This window comes from Natronosalvus caseinilyticus (assembly GCF_017357105.1).
GTDB classification, from domain to species: domain Archaea; phylum Halobacteriota; class Halobacteria; order Halobacteriales; family Natrialbaceae; genus Natronosalvus; species Natronosalvus caseinilyticus.
Genome location: NZ_CP071596.1, coordinates 216,840 through 232,580, shown reverse-complemented (window position 1 = coordinate 232,580; position 15,741 = coordinate 216,840). Strand labels below are relative to the sequence as shown.

General features: G+C 65.6%; 20 protein-coding genes and 1 pseudogene. 10 read left to right on the top strand and 11 right to left on the bottom strand.

Features of this window, described 5'->3' with window-relative positions; genetic code table 11:
* Window positions 1-65 precede the first annotated feature (65 nt).
* The gene (locus J1N60_RS01175) at window positions 66-188 is read left to right on the top strand and encodes a hypothetical protein (RefSeq protein ID WP_312910033.1); all 123 of its coding nucleotides are present in this window, start codon (window positions 66-68) and stop codon (window positions 186-188) included.
* Between the two features lie 25 nt (window positions 189-213).
* On the top strand, window positions 214-531 hold the full coding sequence (locus tag J1N60_RS01170; protein ID WP_312910031.1) for a thiamine-binding protein: 318 nt from the start codon (window positions 214-216) through the stop codon (window positions 529-531).
* 142 nt (window positions 532-673) lie between these two features.
* Here the strand turns inward: J1N60_RS01170 and J1N60_RS01165 are convergent, their stop codons facing one another.
* The 4 genes from J1N60_RS01165 to J1N60_RS01150 all read right to left on the bottom strand — a co-directional run bounded on the left by J1N60_RS01165 (window position 674) and on the right by J1N60_RS01150 (window position 3,610).
* Entirely contained in the window at window positions 674-1,843 is a 1,170-nt protein-coding gene (locus J1N60_RS01165; protein ID WP_312910029.1) for a thiamine ABC transporter substrate-binding protein, read from the bottom strand.
* Window positions 1,844-1,969: 126 nt separating this feature from the next.
* Window positions 1,970-2,209: a hypothetical protein gene (locus J1N60_RS01160; RefSeq protein ID WP_312910027.1), complete on the bottom strand. Its 240-nt coding sequence runs from the start codon at window positions 2,207-2,209 to the stop codon at window positions 1,970-1,972.
* A gap of 103 nt (window positions 2,210-2,312) precedes the next feature.
* Window positions 2,313-2,732, bottom strand: coding sequence for an HIT family protein (locus tag J1N60_RS01155; protein ID WP_312910025.1), 420 nt, complete (start codon window positions 2,730-2,732; stop codon window positions 2,313-2,315).
* 218 nt (window positions 2,733-2,950) lie between these two features.
* Complete coding sequence (locus J1N60_RS01150) at window positions 2,951-3,610, bottom strand: uracil-DNA glycosylase (RefSeq protein WP_312910023.1); 660 nt, start codon at window positions 3,608-3,610, stop codon at window positions 2,951-2,953.
* Window positions 3,611-3,642: 32 nt separating this feature from the next.
* Between J1N60_RS01150 and J1N60_RS01145 the strand changes: the two genes are divergently transcribed.
* Window positions 3,643-3,807 (top strand): hypothetical protein, encoded by a 165-nt coding sequence (locus tag J1N60_RS01145; protein ID WP_312910021.1) that lies wholly within the window; start codon window positions 3,643-3,645, stop codon window positions 3,805-3,807.
* A 48-nt stretch (window positions 3,808-3,855) separates the two neighbouring features.
* Here the strand turns inward: J1N60_RS01145 and J1N60_RS01140 are convergent, their stop codons facing one another.
* On the bottom strand, window positions 3,856-4,152 hold the full coding sequence (locus J1N60_RS01140) for a DUF6432 family protein (RefSeq protein WP_312910019.1): 297 nt from the start codon (window positions 4,150-4,152) through the stop codon (window positions 3,856-3,858).
* 104 nt (window positions 4,153-4,256) lie between these two features.
* Here J1N60_RS01140 and J1N60_RS01135 point away from each other — a divergent pair, with 104 nt between their 5' ends.
* Window positions 4,257-5,213: a DUF7093 family protein gene (locus tag J1N60_RS01135; protein ID WP_312910018.1), complete on the top strand. Its 957-nt coding sequence runs from the start codon at window positions 4,257-4,259 to the stop codon at window positions 5,211-5,213.
* Window positions 5,214-5,532: 319 nt separating this feature from the next.
* Window positions 5,533-5,916, top strand: a complete 384-nt coding sequence (locus J1N60_RS01130) for a DUF5611 family protein (protein ID WP_312910016.1) — start codon at window positions 5,533-5,535, stop codon at window positions 5,914-5,916.
* A gap of 305 nt (window positions 5,917-6,221) precedes the next feature.
* On the opposite strand, the gene J1N60_RS01125 is transcribed toward J1N60_RS01130, so the two are convergent.
* On the bottom strand, window positions 6,222-6,698 hold the full coding sequence (locus J1N60_RS01125; protein ID WP_312910014.1) for a hypothetical protein: 477 nt from the start codon (window positions 6,696-6,698) through the stop codon (window positions 6,222-6,224).
* A gap of 98 nt (window positions 6,699-6,796) precedes the next feature.
* Between J1N60_RS01125 and J1N60_RS01120 the strand changes: the two genes are divergently transcribed.
* Window positions 6,797-6,976, top strand: a complete 180-nt coding sequence (locus J1N60_RS01120; RefSeq protein ID WP_312910012.1) for a hypothetical protein — start codon at window positions 6,797-6,799, stop codon at window positions 6,974-6,976.
* A 22-nt stretch (window positions 6,977-6,998) separates the two neighbouring features.
* Here the strand turns inward: J1N60_RS01120 and J1N60_RS01115 are convergent, their stop codons facing one another.
* Both J1N60_RS01115 and trpY read right to left on the bottom strand, forming a co-directional pair.
* Window positions 6,999-8,528, bottom strand: coding sequence for a heme-binding protein (locus J1N60_RS01115; protein WP_312910010.1), 1,530 nt, complete (start codon window positions 8,526-8,528; stop codon window positions 6,999-7,001).
* Window positions 8,529-8,687: 159 nt separating this feature from the next.
* Complete coding sequence (trpY, locus tag J1N60_RS01110) at window positions 8,688-9,191, bottom strand: TrpY family transcription regulator (protein ID WP_312910009.1); 504 nt, start codon at window positions 9,189-9,191, stop codon at window positions 8,688-8,690.
* Window positions 9,192-9,377: 186 nt separating this feature from the next.
* On the opposite strand from trpY, the gene J1N60_RS01105 reads away from it, so the two are divergent.
* The gene (locus J1N60_RS01105; protein ID WP_312910007.1) at window positions 9,378-10,235 is read left to right on the top strand and encodes an N-acetylmuramoyl-L-alanine amidase; all 858 of its coding nucleotides are present in this window, start codon (window positions 9,378-9,380) and stop codon (window positions 10,233-10,235) included.
* Window positions 10,236-10,319: 84 nt separating this feature from the next.
* Here the strand turns inward: J1N60_RS01105 and J1N60_RS01100 are convergent, their stop codons facing one another.
* Window positions 10,320-10,691, bottom strand: coding sequence for a DUF5518 domain-containing protein (locus J1N60_RS01100; protein WP_312910006.1), 372 nt, complete (start codon window positions 10,689-10,691; stop codon window positions 10,320-10,322).
* Between the two features lie 180 nt (window positions 10,692-10,871).
* Between J1N60_RS01100 and J1N60_RS01095 the strand changes: the two genes are divergently transcribed.
* Window positions 10,872-11,840: an NOG1 family protein gene (locus J1N60_RS01095; protein ID WP_312910004.1), complete on the top strand. Its 969-nt coding sequence runs from the start codon at window positions 10,872-10,874 to the stop codon at window positions 11,838-11,840.
* Between the two features lie 185 nt (window positions 11,841-12,025).
* On the opposite strand, the pseudogene J1N60_RS01090 reads toward J1N60_RS01095, so the two are convergent.
* Both J1N60_RS01090 and arlG read right to left on the bottom strand, forming a co-directional pair.
* A pseudogene (locus tag J1N60_RS01090) lies at window positions 12,026-13,309 on the bottom strand (TIGR00341 family protein); the annotation flags it as partial.
* 78 nt (window positions 13,310-13,387) lie between these two features.
* Window positions 13,388-14,257: an archaellum stator protein ArlG gene (gene arlG, locus J1N60_RS01085; protein WP_312910002.1), complete on the bottom strand. Its 870-nt coding sequence runs from the start codon at window positions 14,255-14,257 to the stop codon at window positions 13,388-13,390.
* A 79-nt stretch (window positions 14,258-14,336) separates the two neighbouring features.
* Here arlG and J1N60_RS01080 point away from each other — a divergent pair, with 79 nt between their 5' ends.
* A complete protein-coding gene (locus tag J1N60_RS01080; RefSeq protein ID WP_312910000.1) occupies window positions 14,337-15,107 on the top strand; it encodes an EthD domain-containing protein in 771 nt (256 codons plus the stop codon).
* 3 nt (window positions 15,108-15,110) lie between these two features.
* Entirely contained in the window at window positions 15,111-15,713 is a 603-nt protein-coding gene (locus J1N60_RS01075) for an HD domain-containing protein (RefSeq protein WP_312909998.1), read from the top strand.
* Window positions 15,714-15,741: the final 28 nt, after the last annotated feature.

Here is a 15,741-nt window from a genome sequence, read left to right as displayed (position 1 = left end):
TCGCGTCACCGCCGTCGGGACTCGCACAGTCGGAATCGGTCGTCACGTTGACACCTCCGTCGGTCGTGGCCGCATTCGGACTCGAGCACGGACACGTCCACGCTTCCGGACTCGAGCACGGGATCGAGAGCGACGTCGGGAACCGAACCGTTCAGGACGGAACCGACGTCGACGACCGTCACCACTAACTCCCGCTCGCGCCAACGCTCGACTATGACCGTCTTTGCACTGCTCCGCGTCTCGCCCATTACCGAAGACGACATCACGCCCGACGTGGCCGCCGCCATCGACGCCCTCGAGGACTTCGACGTCACCTACGAGACGACGCCGATGGCGACCACGCTCGAGGCCGACGACGTCCACGAACTGTTCGCGGCGTGTGCAGCGGCTCACGAGGCCGTCGACCGCGCGCACGTCCAGACGCTCGTGCAGGTCGACGACAAGCGCGAGGTCGAGATGACCGCGGGCGACAAGGTCGACGCCGTCGAGGGCGAACTCGGGCGCAACGCCAGGAGTCAGCGCGAGGAGTGACGTCGCCGGTGGTGGCGACGGGACGCTCGAGGGACGTACTGACGCCCCACTCGAGGGACGCACCGACGCCCCGCTCGAGCTGCGTGGCGAGGAGACGCGATACGGCGGAACAGGGGCGAACATCTCGATTTTCGTTTCGCGCTCAGCGACCGCCGGCGGCCATGCGACTCCAGTCGTCGAGCCAGCCCGAGAGGTTGCCGCTGAGTTCCTCGTAGTCGTAGAAGACGGGCTCTTCGGGCTCTCTGGCGTACTCCTCGAACACCTCCGGCAGTTCCGTCTTCTCGTTGGTCGGGCCGGTGACGTTTCGTTCGGCGACGACCGCCTGTACCTCCGGATCGAGGACGAAGTCCATGAACTTGTGCGCCAGGTCGTCGTTCGTCCCACTCGAGAAGCGGACGACGCCGGAGTAGTTGGCGTAGGACTGCCCGTTGAGCAGCGCGACCCGGTGTTTCTCGAGGTCGTTGCCGAAGCGCTTGGCGTAGACGCGATCGTTCGCGTAGGAGACGATGACCGGGAGTTCGTCGTTCTCGAACTGGGTGTAGACGTCGCTCCAGGAGTCGAGCACGCGGGCGCCGTTGTCGAGCAGGTCCGACCAGTAGTCGAGGTAGTCGTACTCGCCGCCCTCGCCGAACTCGTTGAGCGTCCACAGCAGGAACAGGAGACCGGTCGTGTCCTGCGGCGTCGGGATGCCGATCTGTCCCTCGTATGCCGGATCGAGCAGGTCCTCGAACGTCTCCGGTGTCGGAACGTTCCGGCCGTCGTAGACGATCGCACAGAGGGCGCGGTAGGTTGGGATCACCCGTCCCTGGGGATCGAACTCGTGTTGTTCGCCGATGTCTTCGGCGTTCTCGAGCTTCGACCGGTCGGTTTCGACGAAGAGGTTACCGTCGGTGTTCTCGTCGACGCGGACGAGGTCGTGAGGGCTCACCCCGTAGTAGAGCTCGGGTTCGAACTCGGCGCCCTCGTTGTACCGTTCGACGTAGTGGGTGAGTTCTCCCTGCGGCGTGTGCCACTCGAGGGTGGCGTCGTAGCGCTGCTCGAACTCCTCTTTGATCCAGACGCCGGGGCTGTCACTCGGGGCGTCGACGAACGACGTGTAGGTGGCGACGTGGAGTGTGTTGTCGCCACCGCTGCCACTGGTATTGCTGTCGTTCGCGTCGCCGTTTCCGTTGGTGGCGTTTCCATCGTCGCCGTTGCCGCCGTCTCCATTTCCGTTCCCGTTTCCGTTCCCATCCGACGTATCCTGAATGCACCCCGCTACGCCGGCAATCGCGCTGCCAGCCGTACTCGTGAGAAACGTGCGTCGTCTCATTACCTCGTGGTTGAACCGGGTGGTATGTAAGCAGCGTGGTCTCCGTACGGCGTGACACGGCGTATCGGTGTCGCGTGAAGTGATCGGCATCGTCCGGATCCTGCCACCCGGACAGCCGTTCGGCTGTCAGAGCAGCCGTTCGTACAGCGGCACGACGAGCGTCCAGAACACGACGAAGAAGCCGCCGGCGGCGATTACGACAAGCCACAGCTGATCGCCGCTGACGGTCCCGGTCGGCGGCCCGCTCGCGACGGCCGCGACGGTCGCGAGCAACAGGAGGAAACAGGTCAGAAAGCTCCCGAGCTCGATCGCTGTGGCGACCGGGTGGGCTCGAAACCGCGCGCCGATGCCGGCGAGTTCGCGCATGGCTCGAGGCTCGCGGTCGAACGAGATAAGATTCCCGGCCTTCGGTCGCAGGCTGGCACGGCCAGCGGTCCGTTTTGCCCGAACCTGGTTTGCCGCAACGGCTTCAGACGCGTTCGTCGATTGCGGCCGCGATTTCGTCGAGTTCGTCGTCCTCGAGGTCCGGTGTCTCGCCCGCGACGGCGTGAATCGGGCCGCCCCCGTCGCCGTCGAACCGCGGGACGATGTGGCAGTGGACGTGGGGCACCTCCTGGCCGGCGGCCTCGCCGTTGTTGAACGCCACGGTCGTCGCGTCGGCGTCGACGGCGTCTTCGACCACCGGCACGAGGCGGTGGATCGTCGCGTACAGATCCGCAGCGACGTCCTCGGGGACGTCGTTCAGCCGCTCGTACTCGTCTCTCGGGATCACCAGGGTGTGCCCCGGCGCGAGTGGGTTGGCGTCGAGGAAGGCGAACGTGGTTTCGTCTTCGTACACGACCCGCGCGGGAATGTCGCCCGCGACGATCTGGCTGAATATCGTCGACATACGAGACGATGGGACGGCCTGGTCAAAGAACGTTGCCACCGCCGACGCTCACGGGGTTGCGGAGTCGACTCGAGCGACGACTCTTGCTTCTCTCGAGTCGCGGCGGTGCGTTTCGGACTAGTGGTTTCGCGCCCGAGCAGCAGGTTTCGCATCCAAGCAGTGGCTTCGCGTTCCAGCCAGTGGCTTCGCGTTCCAGCCAGTGGCTTTCGCTCCAGGGCTCAGTCCTCGACGAGCGCATCGAGTTGCGCCCGCAGACCCGCGCGGTACTCCTCGGGGTCGTAACCCAGCCGCCCGAGCCAGACGTCCTGGTACGACGGGTGCAGGATCGGCAACAGCCATGCCTCCAGGCGATCACACCACCTGGGCTCGAGCACCGTCTCGAGAAAGCCGTCGAGCGAGTCGTCCTCGAACGCCAGCACCGTCGTCGTCGCGTGCTTGCCCGTCGCGAGAATCACGGCGGGGTCGACCCGCTCGAGTTCGGTCAGCAGGTGCCCCCGGCAAGCCGACCGTTCCTCGGCGGTCGGCTCGCGATTCGTCGTCGGCTCCTCGGGATCCGCCGGAAAGCACTTCACCGCGTTCGTGTAGAAGGCGTCGTCGCCGTAGCCCACCGCCTCGAGCAGTTCGCGAATGCGTCGACCGGAGTGTCGTGAGGTGTAGGCCATGCCGGTCCAGTTGCCGCCGCGCCAGTGCTCGGCCTCCGGGTTGCCCCGACCGGGGGCCTCGCCAACGACGAGCACCGAGGCCTCGAGCGGGCCGGTCCCCCAGGAGATGCACTCGCGGTGCTCGACGAGGTGGGGACAGCGTGCGCAGTCGGCCTCGAGGACGTGTCGTTCGGTCGGGAACGCGGGATCGGCGTCGATCGGCGGCGTGTCGGACACGTGCCGGTGAAGGGGGCGATCGGGTTTAGGTGGTGTGTTTTTCGCTCGAATTGAGCGGGGTGCTCGAGGTGCTCGAGTCGATCGAACTGACCGAGACACTCGAGGTGAGCGAGGTCCTCGAGGTGAGCGAGGAGCTCGATCCCGCCGACGCAATCGAGACGGACAGTTGCCTCGGCCTCCGCCTCGTTCTGGTGTAGCAGGGCGCCAGAAGCGAGAACGCCAGCCACCGAGGCTGCTTGGACCACCTAGAACGAAAAACGCTCGCGCAACCGCTCGAGTAGGGAGTCCTCCTCGTCGAGATCGTTCTCGTCGGGAACGACGCGCTCGTCCGGTTTGATGACCGTTCGGCTCGTCTGGTTGTCGATCACGATGAGTCCGTCGTTCTTGAGCGTCGCGAGCGCCTCCTCGAGGTCGTCGATGCTGACGGCGACCTCGGCTCGAAGCTCGAAGACCGTCATTCCGTTTTCGGTTCGGTCGACGAGCGCGTCGAGTACGGCGACCTCCGTCGTGGACCGGTCCCGGAACTCCCGTTTCGCTCTCATCCGGTCTGCCCTTCGTGACGCTGGGATTTGACGTTTGCCGTTGTCCCATTCGACGGCGGTTCTTGCAGTACGTTTTTTATGGCCTGGGTTGGAACGGTCTCACAATGGCCCTTCGATGTTCGCTGCTCGGACACGACTTCGACGAGACCGAGGTCGATCGCGAGCGCGAAGAACGGGGAAGCGAGGTCGTCGTTACCGTGACCGAGTACCAGCGGTGTCAGCGCTGTGGCGAGAAAAACGTCACCAGTGAGAACACCGAGGTGACCGCACTCGGTCCCGACGCCGCCGCGCGTTCCCCAGACGAATCTGCATCCGACCAGCCCCCGTCTCCCGGGATCGACGACGCAGCCAATGGCGGTCTCGAGGACGGTGACTCGACCGAGGAAACCGCGACGAGCGCGGGGGATCCGAGTGATACGGCCGAAGCCGAAGCCGAAGCCGAGATCGAAGCCGGGGATACGGACGAGACGACGGGCGGAGACGAAGACGAAGACGACGACCTCGAGCTCCCCACGGACGAAAACGGCGACCCGATCACCGACGACGCCGAAATTCTGACCGAACCCGATCCCGGCGACGGCGACCGGGAACACGGCGAGTGGCCCGAGTCAGACGACGTCGGCCCGCCGGTCGGTTCGGAGGCAGAACCGACCGCCTGGCCCGAAGATGACGCGGACGCCGATGGGAACGACCCCGTCGAATCCGACGGTATCGAGACGACGTTCGTCGAGGAGGACGTAGGCGCGAACGCGAGCGCGAACACAGGTGAAACCGAGACCGTAAACGAGAACGAAGTCACTCGAGACGAACCAGTCACCGACGACGCGGTGTTCGTTGACGCCGACCCAGAGCCCTCGCCCCAGCAGTCGGAATCTTACACCGGCATCACCAGCGCGCAGGCCGCGCCCGACCCGAGCAAAGCCACGACACAGGGTGGCGCCAACACCGAGTTCTTCTGTCCGCAGTGTTCGTTCGTCGCTCCTGGCGACCGCGGCTCCCTTCGCGCGGGCGACATCTGTCCCGAGTGCCGCAAGGGCTACCTCGGCGAGCGCGAGCGGTAGCGCCTCGGTCGCCCCAGGTTCGATTTTGCTGATTTCGCTTCGCTCGAGGCCACTCCGTACCTCGCTGCGCTCGAGGCCTCGAGCATCGAACACCGAACACAAACCGAACAAACCCCTGACGACCCTCGACTCTCGACCCTCGACTCTCGACCCTCGACTCTCGACCCTCGACTCTCGACCCTCGACTCTCGACCCTCGTCCCCCGACCCTCGAGCCAGGCGACCTAATCGCGACCAGGACAGCGCCTGAACGGACTCCCACCTCACAGCCGCTGGCGACGATGAAAAGAGGTAAACACTACCCCGTATATGGCTCTGCCATGAAGGAGTACAAGATGCGCCGCGGCGAACATCTCGAGGACCGAATCCCCGACATGAAAGCCACCGTCGAAGACTACTTCGGCTCGATCACGGACACCGAGGAGTTCAAGGGAAGCGACCTCTTCGTCGTCGAGGAACCCGACAACCCCGTCTTCGAGCGCATCACGGTCGGCACCGTCCAGTACTCCGGCAAGAAGGACAAACTCGCCGTCGACTTCGTCGAGCGCGACCCCACCGAACTCGGCCCCGACGAACTCGAGGCCGCCGGCGAGGCCGTCTCCGCGAAGAACGACTTCCTGCTCGAAGCCACCGGCCGCGACGCCAAGTCCCGACGCGAGTCGCTCAAGCGAGCCGTCGAGGACGATCCGGACCACGATTTCTAGGACCCACCTTTTGCGCTGCGTTCTGGCTCACCGACGGTAGCAAGCTACCGTACGGTTCGCCGTCACTCGGCAAAAGCTGGACCAAAAACACTCCTCCTTCCCCTGCGGGTCAGTCGTCGGTCCGCTCGCTCGATGACCCCTCGCTCGCGGTGCAATTACTGGGCCGTCACGGCGACCGACCGCCTGCCCTTCCCCGGCTCGCGATCATCGCCTATTCGGCGATGCTCGCTCGCGGCCACGCGGTGGTGATCGCTGTTACTGGGCCCGGAAGGTCGTTCGAGCACTCGAGTCCAAACCGCCCCGACTCACCGATCCTCGCGTCGCTGGTAGACCTCGAGCAACCCGATCCCCTCGCTTCCCTCGCGCACGTCGATCACGTCGCCGACGCGAACCTCGTCGAAGTCCTCGCTCACGATCGAGACCGAGCGACAGCCACTCGCGGCGTCGGGGCCCTCGATCGGCGCCGAATCGCAGACTCGAGCGCGGAGTCGAATCTCGGGGTACGTCGCCTCGAGGTCCTGGCGAAGGTCGCCCTCGAAGGTCAGCGGCTCGTCGTCGACCGTCCCCTCGAGGTCCTCGTGAACGGTCTCGTAGGTCGGCCCCTCGGGGCCGTCCCGCCTGGTGAGGAGCGTGACCGTTCGACGCTCGCCCGTCTCGAGGTCGATCTCGACCCCCTCGATCGTCTTCTCGAGGACGACGACGCGCTCGGCAAGCCCGAGACGATAGAAACAGCCGGCGAGGGCGACGGCGGGGACGCAAGCGAGGAACGCGCGGCGGTTCACACCCGACTCTCGAGGGCGAATCGAGGTGTACTTTTCCCTCTCGTGCTCACCGAGTCGAAATCACTATCACTATCCGCTCGCGGTCGAACCTCCGAGCGATGGACATTCAGACGTTCCTCGCGGCAACCCTCAGCGCCCACGTCGGACTCACGATTTTCGTTACGATCCACGCGAAATTCACGGGCAGAGTGCTCGGAAAGTGGCCCTTCGTGACCCTCGCGCTCGGCCTCGCGGGGGTCGCCGGCTACTTCTTTTACGACGAGTCGCCCGGGGTCTGAATTTAGCGCTCCTCGACCGCACTCAGGCCAGGAACACGTGGCGTGGCCGCTCGGTCAAGATATCGCGGCCCCACTCGACGGTCTCGGCGAACGCGTCGCTGCGGAAGAACGCCATCGCGTCCTCGCGGGCGTCCCAGCGACTGGCGATGAACATGTCGTTCTCGTCCTCGAGATTCGCCAGTAGAGTAGTCTTTCGGTGGCCGTCCATGTCCGCGAGTGCGTCGCCGACCTCCTCGAAGGTTCCGACGAAGTCCCCGCGGTGGTCCGGCTCGACGGCGTAGAACATCCCCATCGTCCCCCAGGAGTCGCCATCGTCGCCCGCCTGTCGGACGATCTTGGGGAGGTCCCCGAGGAAGCCGGCAGCCGTGTTTGCGGCGCGTTCGGTCTCCCAGAGGCTGACGACGGCGGCCTCGCTCTTGTCTCCGTCGCCCTCGGCGTCGTAGACGGCCGTCTTGACGTGGCTGTCGTAGTGGTCGAAGTTCGCCCGGAGGCCCTGGACTTCCTCGAAGAGTTCGTCGACGTCGGCGGCGGAGTAGAGCACCACCGCGTGGACGTCCTCGCCGTGGGGCTTCCCGGCGTAGACGCCGAGGTCCTCGAGTTCGTCGCGGACGTCGCTGTCGTCTTCGTTGTCGCTCCCCTGAGCGTGACCGTGGCCGTTCGAGTCGCCGTGGTGGCCGCTCGATCTATCGTTGCCACCGTGGCCGTGGCTCGAGCCGTGGTCGTGTCCATGTCCGTGACCGTGCCTGTCTCCCTCGTCCACTTCCTGTGACACCCGCTCGCCCGACAGGAGCGCCCCCAGATTCTCGGGGGCGAACCGCCGCCCGAAGCGGAACCGGCCGAACTCTCCGAAGCGCGAACTCGAGGGGTCGAACCGCATCTCGTAGAGCAGTTCCTTGATGTCGGCGGGGTCGTCCGCGAACAGCGTCACGCCCCACTCGTGGTCGTCGAGGCCGACGCTCCCGGAGATGATCTGGGTGACGCGACCGGCGTACTGGCGCCCGATGTCGCCGTGGCCGGACATGTACTCCGCGCGCTCGTCGAACGGCAGGTCGTACCAGTTCCGCTCGGCGTCGCGGCGCTTGTCCATCGGGTAAAAGGAGACGTACTCGGCGTCGGGAATCTCGGGCTCGAGGCGGGACTCGATGTAGCGGGCGATGCCGGAGTCCGCCTCTCCACCCTCCTCGAAGTACTCCTCGGACATGTAGCCCGATACCTCCGTGACCGAGAGGTAGGAGTCGGTGTGCTCGGTGAACTCGGCGAGGGCCGTTCCCTCGAAGCGCCGCTCGAGGGCGTCGAGATCGGCGATCGTCGGCCGGAGGTGAAGCACCATGAAATCGGCTTCGTGGCCGATCACGGAGAAGACGGCCGAGCCGCCCTCCTCGGCGTCGACGTCGGCGAGCGCGGCCGCGCTCGAGAGGTAGTCGATCCCCTCCTCGAGTGCGCGTGCGCGTCGGCGTTCCGGGGCGTTTCGCCAGGCGTCCCAGTCGACCGACCGGAAGTCGTGTAGCACGTACCAGCCTTCCTCGGTCTGTGGCGGTCTGCGTCGGTCCATATCTGGGGCTTCGAGTGCAGCGGTGAATAACGAACGGTTTCCGATTCGCTGGGCCGTCTTTACTATATAATATGCTCCATAATACTACACTTTCTATATCAATACCGGCGCACAGAAACGACGACTCGAGGCGGTCCGGAACTCGACGACTCGAACGAACTACTGCAACTCAATCGAACGCACGAACGACAGCGTGCGGATGTCGGTGATGACCTCACCCGGCAGGTCCTCGTCGGTGACGAGGTGGAGGCGGGGTTCGTCGGTGAACTCCGGGTCCTCGCTGATCGTCTGGCGGATCGAGATGCCGTGGTCGGCCAGAATCCCCGTCACCGAGGCGACGATGCCTTCCTGTTCGGCGTCCGCGACCTCGATCGAGAGCACCGTTAGGTCGAGGACGGGCGCCAGATCCATCAGGCTCGGCACCTGCGAGATGTTCTGGAAGATCCGTCGCAACTCGGGGTCCTCCAGGATGACGTCCGTCGTCGAGTCGACGACGCGCCGGTCGACGTCGATTTCGCGAGCGATGCCCGTGTTGGGGATCTCGATTCCGCCCGAGACGACCCGGCCCTCGTCGTTGACCGAGAAGCCCCGCTCCAGGAGGAGGCGGATGACCGCCTGCTGGCTCGGCGACCCCTCGAATTTCTCCATGATCTCGTCGAACATGCGTTTTCGCTGGCGGACAGTACGTGCGCCGTCGTATAATGGTAGGTGATCGGCCAGCGGTACCGTCCTCGTGCGACGGCAGCGTCCTTCGACCCCGACAGCCACTCGATATCAGACATACGTCCAAAATTCCTATAGCGTATCAGACAAAAATTATTTACTTCATTATCTTATGTGTGAGAGCGTATGGATGAAAACAGGCGAACACTCCTGAAAGCGGCCGGCCTCTCGGTCGGCGGCGTGGCATCGCTCGCGGCGACCAGCACGTCGGCACTCGCGGCCGAAGAGCCGGTCGATCGCTGGGTCGCGGCCGACTCGAGCAACTACTCCTGGGCGGACCGCGGCGTGAACGACATCGACTGGATCGTCGTGCACACGACGGTCGGCTCGTACTCGGGCGCGATCAGCTGGTTCCAGAACCCGGACGCGAACGTCTCCGCCCACTACGTGATCCGCAACTCGGACGGGCACACGACGAAGATGGTCGACGAGTCGAACGTCGCCTGGCACGCCAGCGGCTTCAACTCGAGCGCGATTGGAATCGAACACGAGTGGACCGAATCACAGGGGTACATCTCGGACACGATGTACCAGCGCTCGGCGGCCATCATCGACTACCTCGCGGAGACCTACGACATCCCGAAGAACTACTACACGTCGATGTCGGCCCCGTGTAACGCCAGCGGCGGGATCATCGAACATCGGCACGCACCGACCAATAGTTACTGCTCGAGTTCGAACGCGACGGCCTGTCCAGGGCCCGACTGGTCGGGGTCGCGACTGATGGACTTCGTTGGCGACGGCGGTGGCGGCGGTGGTGGCGACGGTGAATTCGAGATGGACCAGACCGTCTACACCACGGCCAACCTCAACGCTCGCGAACAGCCCGGTACCGATTCGACCATCGTCGCGACGATGCCCGAGGGGTCCGCCGGCCGGATCATGAACGGCCCCGAGTCCGCCGACGGCTACACCTGGTGGGGGCTGCACTTCGAGGCGGACAACATCTGGGGCTGGTGTGCCGAGCCGTGGCTCGAGGCCTGATCCACGGCCACGTCCTCCCACGGCACTCGCGGCAATTACCTGCAGACGGCCCGACGCGGCTCGAGTGGCGATCCGGGAGCCGCCTCAGGGGTTAATCGCGGCCCCAAGTGCCCCAGCGACGGCGCTCTCGAGCGCCATGACGACCGCGAGGACGACGGCGACGAGGAATATTCCCGCGCCGACCACGCTCGAGATAGCGGCTCCGGCGGGGCCCAGTGCGAAGCCCGCGACGGCGACAACGAGCGTGAGGATCACGCCGGCGATGATGCCGCCGAGCGAGCCCGCAAGGAGGCCGTGCCAGAACCCGGAGCCGAGGCCGCCGCCAGCCAGGTAGCCGGCGACGAAGCCGCCGATCAGGCCGGCGGTCAGCTGGCCGAGCCCGGGGGCGACGACGCCGAAGACGCTCAGGACGACGATCGTGAGGAAGCCGATTCCGGTCGCACGCCAGTCTGTCATACCCGGAGAAAGGGGCTCGAGGCGCATATATCGTCCGCTGGAACCGACTGTTGATCCGCGAACTCGAGGCCCGCGGTGACGGCGGTGGGGGTGAACCGTTCGAGAGCGCGTCGTTTTGATCCCGGGAGCGACCCGTCGCGTATCGAACGACCTTTTAAGCTCCCTGCCGCTAGTGTGAGTATGATTTTCGAAGACCTTCCGACCACGCCCACGTCGGAAGAGCTGATCGACAAGGCGTTCTCCCGGGCCTCGCGGGCCGGTCGGGCCCAGAAGGGGCTCGACGCCCAGCAGTCGATGCTCCAGACGGCGGCGAACATCCTCTCGGACAACCTCGAGAACGTCGTCACCTCCTGGCCGGACTTCGAGTACGACGTCCACCCGTTCTACGAGGAGCTGGCCGACGCCATCGTCGACGTCGACCGCCTCCGCCAGAGCCTCTCGGAGGTGATGTGGGCCAGCCGAAAGACCCGCGAGATCCACCAGGAGTACCAGCCGAAGCTGCGCAAGACCGACGTCGACACGGCCAGGAAGTACCGGAAACAGGCCTTCGCCCGTCTGGCGGACATTGTCGAGCAGGTCGACGACGAACTGCGCTACATCAACGACTCGCGCAACGACCTGCGGGACCTGCCCGAGATCAACCCGGAGGAGCCGACCATCGTCGTCGCCGGCTACCCCAACGTCGGCAAATCCTCGTTCGTCAACGCCGTCACCAACGCCCGCGGAGAGACCGCCGCCTACCCGTTCACGACGAGAGGCATCGGTCTGGGTCACTTCACCAGCGATCACATTCGCCACCAGATCGTCGACACGCCGGGGCTGCTCGACCGGCCGCCACAGGAGCGAAACGAGATCGAGTCCCAGGCCGTCAGCGCCCTCGAGCACCTGGGCGACTGCGTCCTCGTCTTCGTCGACGCCAGCGAGGAGTGTGGTTATCCGCTCGCGGACCAGCTCGAGTTGCGCGACGCCATCGCCGACCAGTTCGCGGACCTGCCGGTGTTCACGGTCTGTAACAAGGCCGACCGCTCACGCGACGTCGAGGCCGACTTCTACATGAGCGTCGAGACCGGCGAGAACGTCGACGCGGTGCTCGAGGCCGCCGTCGACGCTATCGGATACGAACCGGAGTTGCCGTCTCGAGATCGCTGACTGGCTTTCCCTTCCCACGTCCTCTCTCGCGTTCGCTCTTGCGTCTCGAGCAACACGGGTTGCTGGATCGACGCCGACTGCTGAATCGAGTTTGGTTGCTGGAGCGACGTCGTTCCGTCTTCACCCAGGTCCGTCTCGTCACCGTCGGCCGTCTCCTCGTCGCTGTCGTTTTGCGGACCGAGGGAGATAACGTCGACGTACCGAACGTCGACCGCGACGGGGTCGTCGGTCTGTGCCGAGATGCGTTCCTCGAGGTCGGCGGCGATGTCAACGGGAGCCTGTTGTGGCGGGCCGCCAATCGTGACGATCACCCGTTCGGGCCCGCGGAAGGGGAAGTCGTCGGTGAGTTCAATCTCGAGGGCGATGAGTTCGTAGGCCGCGTACTGCTCTTGCTCGAGCAACGCCTCGGTTTCGGTGCGGGCGTCGTCCTCGAACGTGGCCGTGGTGAAGTTCGAGTAGGTGATTCCGCCCAGGAACGTCGAGAAGATGAGGACGACGACGACCAGGCCGACGACCTGTCTGCGAACGCGGCGCTCGGCGAGGCCCCGGTCGAAGAGCCGTTCGGGTCGGTAGCCGGCGTACCAGAGGGTGAGGAGCCCGGCGAGGTTCACCGAGAGGACGTTCACGAGGACGAGGACGGTCGAGCCGACGGCCGCCATCGGTTCACCCCAGGCGATGGCGATGCCGGCCGCGGCTGCCGGCGGAATGAGGGCGGCGGCGATCATAACGCCGACGAGGGCCACGGAGATGCCCGTCGTTATGCTCACCACGCCGGCGACGCCGGCGCCGAGCGCGACGGCGAGCGAGAGCAAGTCGGGCGTGAGGCGCTCTCTAATCTCGCCGACGCCACTGATGGCGAGCCCCGGCGGTACGATATTCCCCAGCCTGACGAGCCAGGCGAAGACCGCCGCCGCGACGATTGCCAGGATGACTCCGAGAAGTTGGTACTTGACGCTCTCGGCGAGCAACTCCTCGTCGTTGATCACGGAGCCGACGCTCGCACCCAGGGCGGGCCCGATCAGCGGCGCGATCACCATCGAGCCGACGACGACGGCTGCCGAGTCGAGGAGGAGTCCCGCCGTGGCGACGATGGTGCTGACGACCGTCATCACGACGAACACGTCGAGTGGTGGCGTCAACTCGGCGGCCTCGGTCCGCAGTTCCTGTCTCGAGATGCGCTCGGACTCGACGTCGCCGGCGTCGTTCTCGTCCTGGAGCGCGTCGAATTCCTCGGAGATGACCGTCTCGGCGTCGACGACGACCGTGTAGGCGTCCTCGCCGATGCCGCGGGCGCGCAGCGTATCGAGCGTCGATTCGACCATCCCCGTCGGCAGCGGGATGTAGACGAGGGCCTCGTGGCCGCGGCCGCTGGTCTCGTCCGTGACGACGTAGGGAAGGTCGTCCCCGTCGAGGGCTTCGCGGACGGTCTCGAGTTTTCCCTCCGGAACCGATAGCTGGACGAGTCGCACAGGTGACGCTCAACGGCCGGTCGAATAACCGCTTTGCAAGCAGGTGGCAGTCACGAGCGCCGCGAGCGGCGAAGGCCGTCACCCCTCGGATTCGATCCGGACGAGTAGCGTTTGCGTATCCCAGCCCGCGTCGACGGTCACCAGCACCGATTCGGAGACGCCGGTCTCGTTGGCCAGCGGGCTAAAGTCGAGTACGGTGGCGTTTTCGCCGCTCGCGTCCGTCGTCCCTGCGGTGCGCTCGAGCGTGACGTTTTCGTTCGCGGAGTCGTTCAGCGAATAGGTCACGTCGACGCCTTCCTCGAGGGGATCGATCCCCATCGTCAGCGTCAGGGTTTCCTCGCTGGCGTTGACGACGCACTCGTCGGCAGAACACGTCGCCGGTGGCTGGCTGTCGAGCCAGAAGACGACGAGGTGGGCGAACTCGAGGGTCGCCCGCGCCTCGTCGAGGGAGACGGCGACGCGGTGATCGCCGCGCTCGAGCTGGCGGTTGATGGTTACCTCGAGGACCGTCCCCTCGCGCCAGTGGTCACCGCCGACGACCCTGGTTTTCGGTGCAGTGACGTACTCGCCGTCGAGGACGATCTCCAGGTCGCTCGGCTCGAGGGTCTTCCCGCCGACGTTCTTGACGTAGATCGTGGTCGTGCCGTTCCCGTCGTAGGTTGCACCCGACCCGGGATCGTTGACGATTGTCAGTTCGGTCGCCAGGACGGCGCGCTCGCGGTCACTCTCGTCGGACAGGGCGTCCGCGTAGAGCCCGGATTCGGTGACGAGCACGCCGACGGCGAGGGTGGCGACGCTCACGACTGCGATGAAGAGGACGAGGTGGACGAGGGCGGTGCGAGCCATGATCTCGGGACCGTGCCGGGGCTGGTCGCCGCGGCGTTCGCTCGAGAAGCCGAGCGCAACGGGGTTAATCCTACCGGCCGGTCTCGAGCGTCGAGTGCCCATCTAGCCGTCGGTCGAGGTCGCGCACCACCGACCGCGGTTCAGCACCTTTTTTGAACGGACGCGCCGTCTCTCGAGACGTATGTACAAACACGTCGCGTTGCTGGTCCGGAGAGACGACCTCAGCCACGAGGAGTTCGTTGACTACTGGCAGAACAACCATACGCCGATCGCCCGCGACATCGAGGGCGTCGTCCGCTACCAGACCGTCCTCCCCACCGAACCCGAGCACGCCGAGTTCGACGGCCTCGCCGAACTCTACTTCGAGACGCTCGAGGACCTCCACGACGCGCTCGGCAGCTCCGGCTCCCGGGACTACGACCCGACGAAGGAGGTCGCCGCCGAGGCCCGCGCGGACGTGGACAACTTCCTCGACCTCGAGGGTCGACCCCGATTCATCGGCGAGGAAATCGTCCAGAAGGACGAGACCGATGGCGACAGCGCGGAGCAAAGCTCCGCTGGCAACCGTACGCAGTACGGTGACACGACAGGGCTGTACAAGCACTCGGCGTTCCTCGTCCGCCAGGAGGGCATGACTCACGAGGAATTCGTCGACCACTGGCAGAACAACCACACGCCGATCGCCCGTGAGATCGAGGGCGTCGTTCGCTACGCGACCGTCCTCCCCGCCGACCCCGAGAACGCGGAGTTCGACGGCATCGCGGAACTCTACTTCGAGGACCTCGAGGCGCTCTACGACGCCCTCGGGAGCGAGGGTTCGCGCGACTACGATCCCGACCGCGGGAAGGCGAAGGAGGCCCGCGAGGATGTGGACAACTTCCTCGCCATCGAGGAGCGCCCGCGATTCATTGGCCGGGAGACGCTGCAGGTCGACCGGACGGGCGGAGACTGACGGATGAGTGACAGCGCCAATCGCGACTACGAGAGGCAGGTCCGCGACGCCTTCCCCGAACTCGAGGCCATCGCGGACGACGACCTCCGCGAGCAGGTGATCGAGGCGTGGACGCTGGCGCTCGAGCGCGGAGGCTGGCGGAACATCCACGATATCCCCTACGCCTGGAACATCCACGAGGTCGACAACGTCGAGCACGTCCGCGGGACGACGAAAGTCGCCCTCGAGTCCGCCGAGGTCCAACGGGAGTTCCACGGCGCTGATCCCGACGTGGACGTCCTCGTGGCGGCCTGTCTGCTCCACGACGTGGGCAAGTGCTACGAGTACGTCGACTTCGTCGAGGACGACCTGGTCGACCCCGATCCGACCTATTGCAGTGAGGAGATTCCCCACTCGATTTCGGGGTACGCGCTGGCTCACGAGGTCGGCTGTCCGCTCACGGTCCAGCGGGCGATCCCGCACTTCCTCGGAGAGGTGCCGACCCGGACGCTCGAGGCCGAACTGGTCAAGAGCGCCAACTCGGCGAGTTCGAACGCGATCACGCAGGCGACGATGGGGATCACGCTGAAGGAGTGGGTGGCGGAGTACTCCCAGACGACGGAGTAAGGAATCGGCGCTCGAGTCGGTGCCGTCG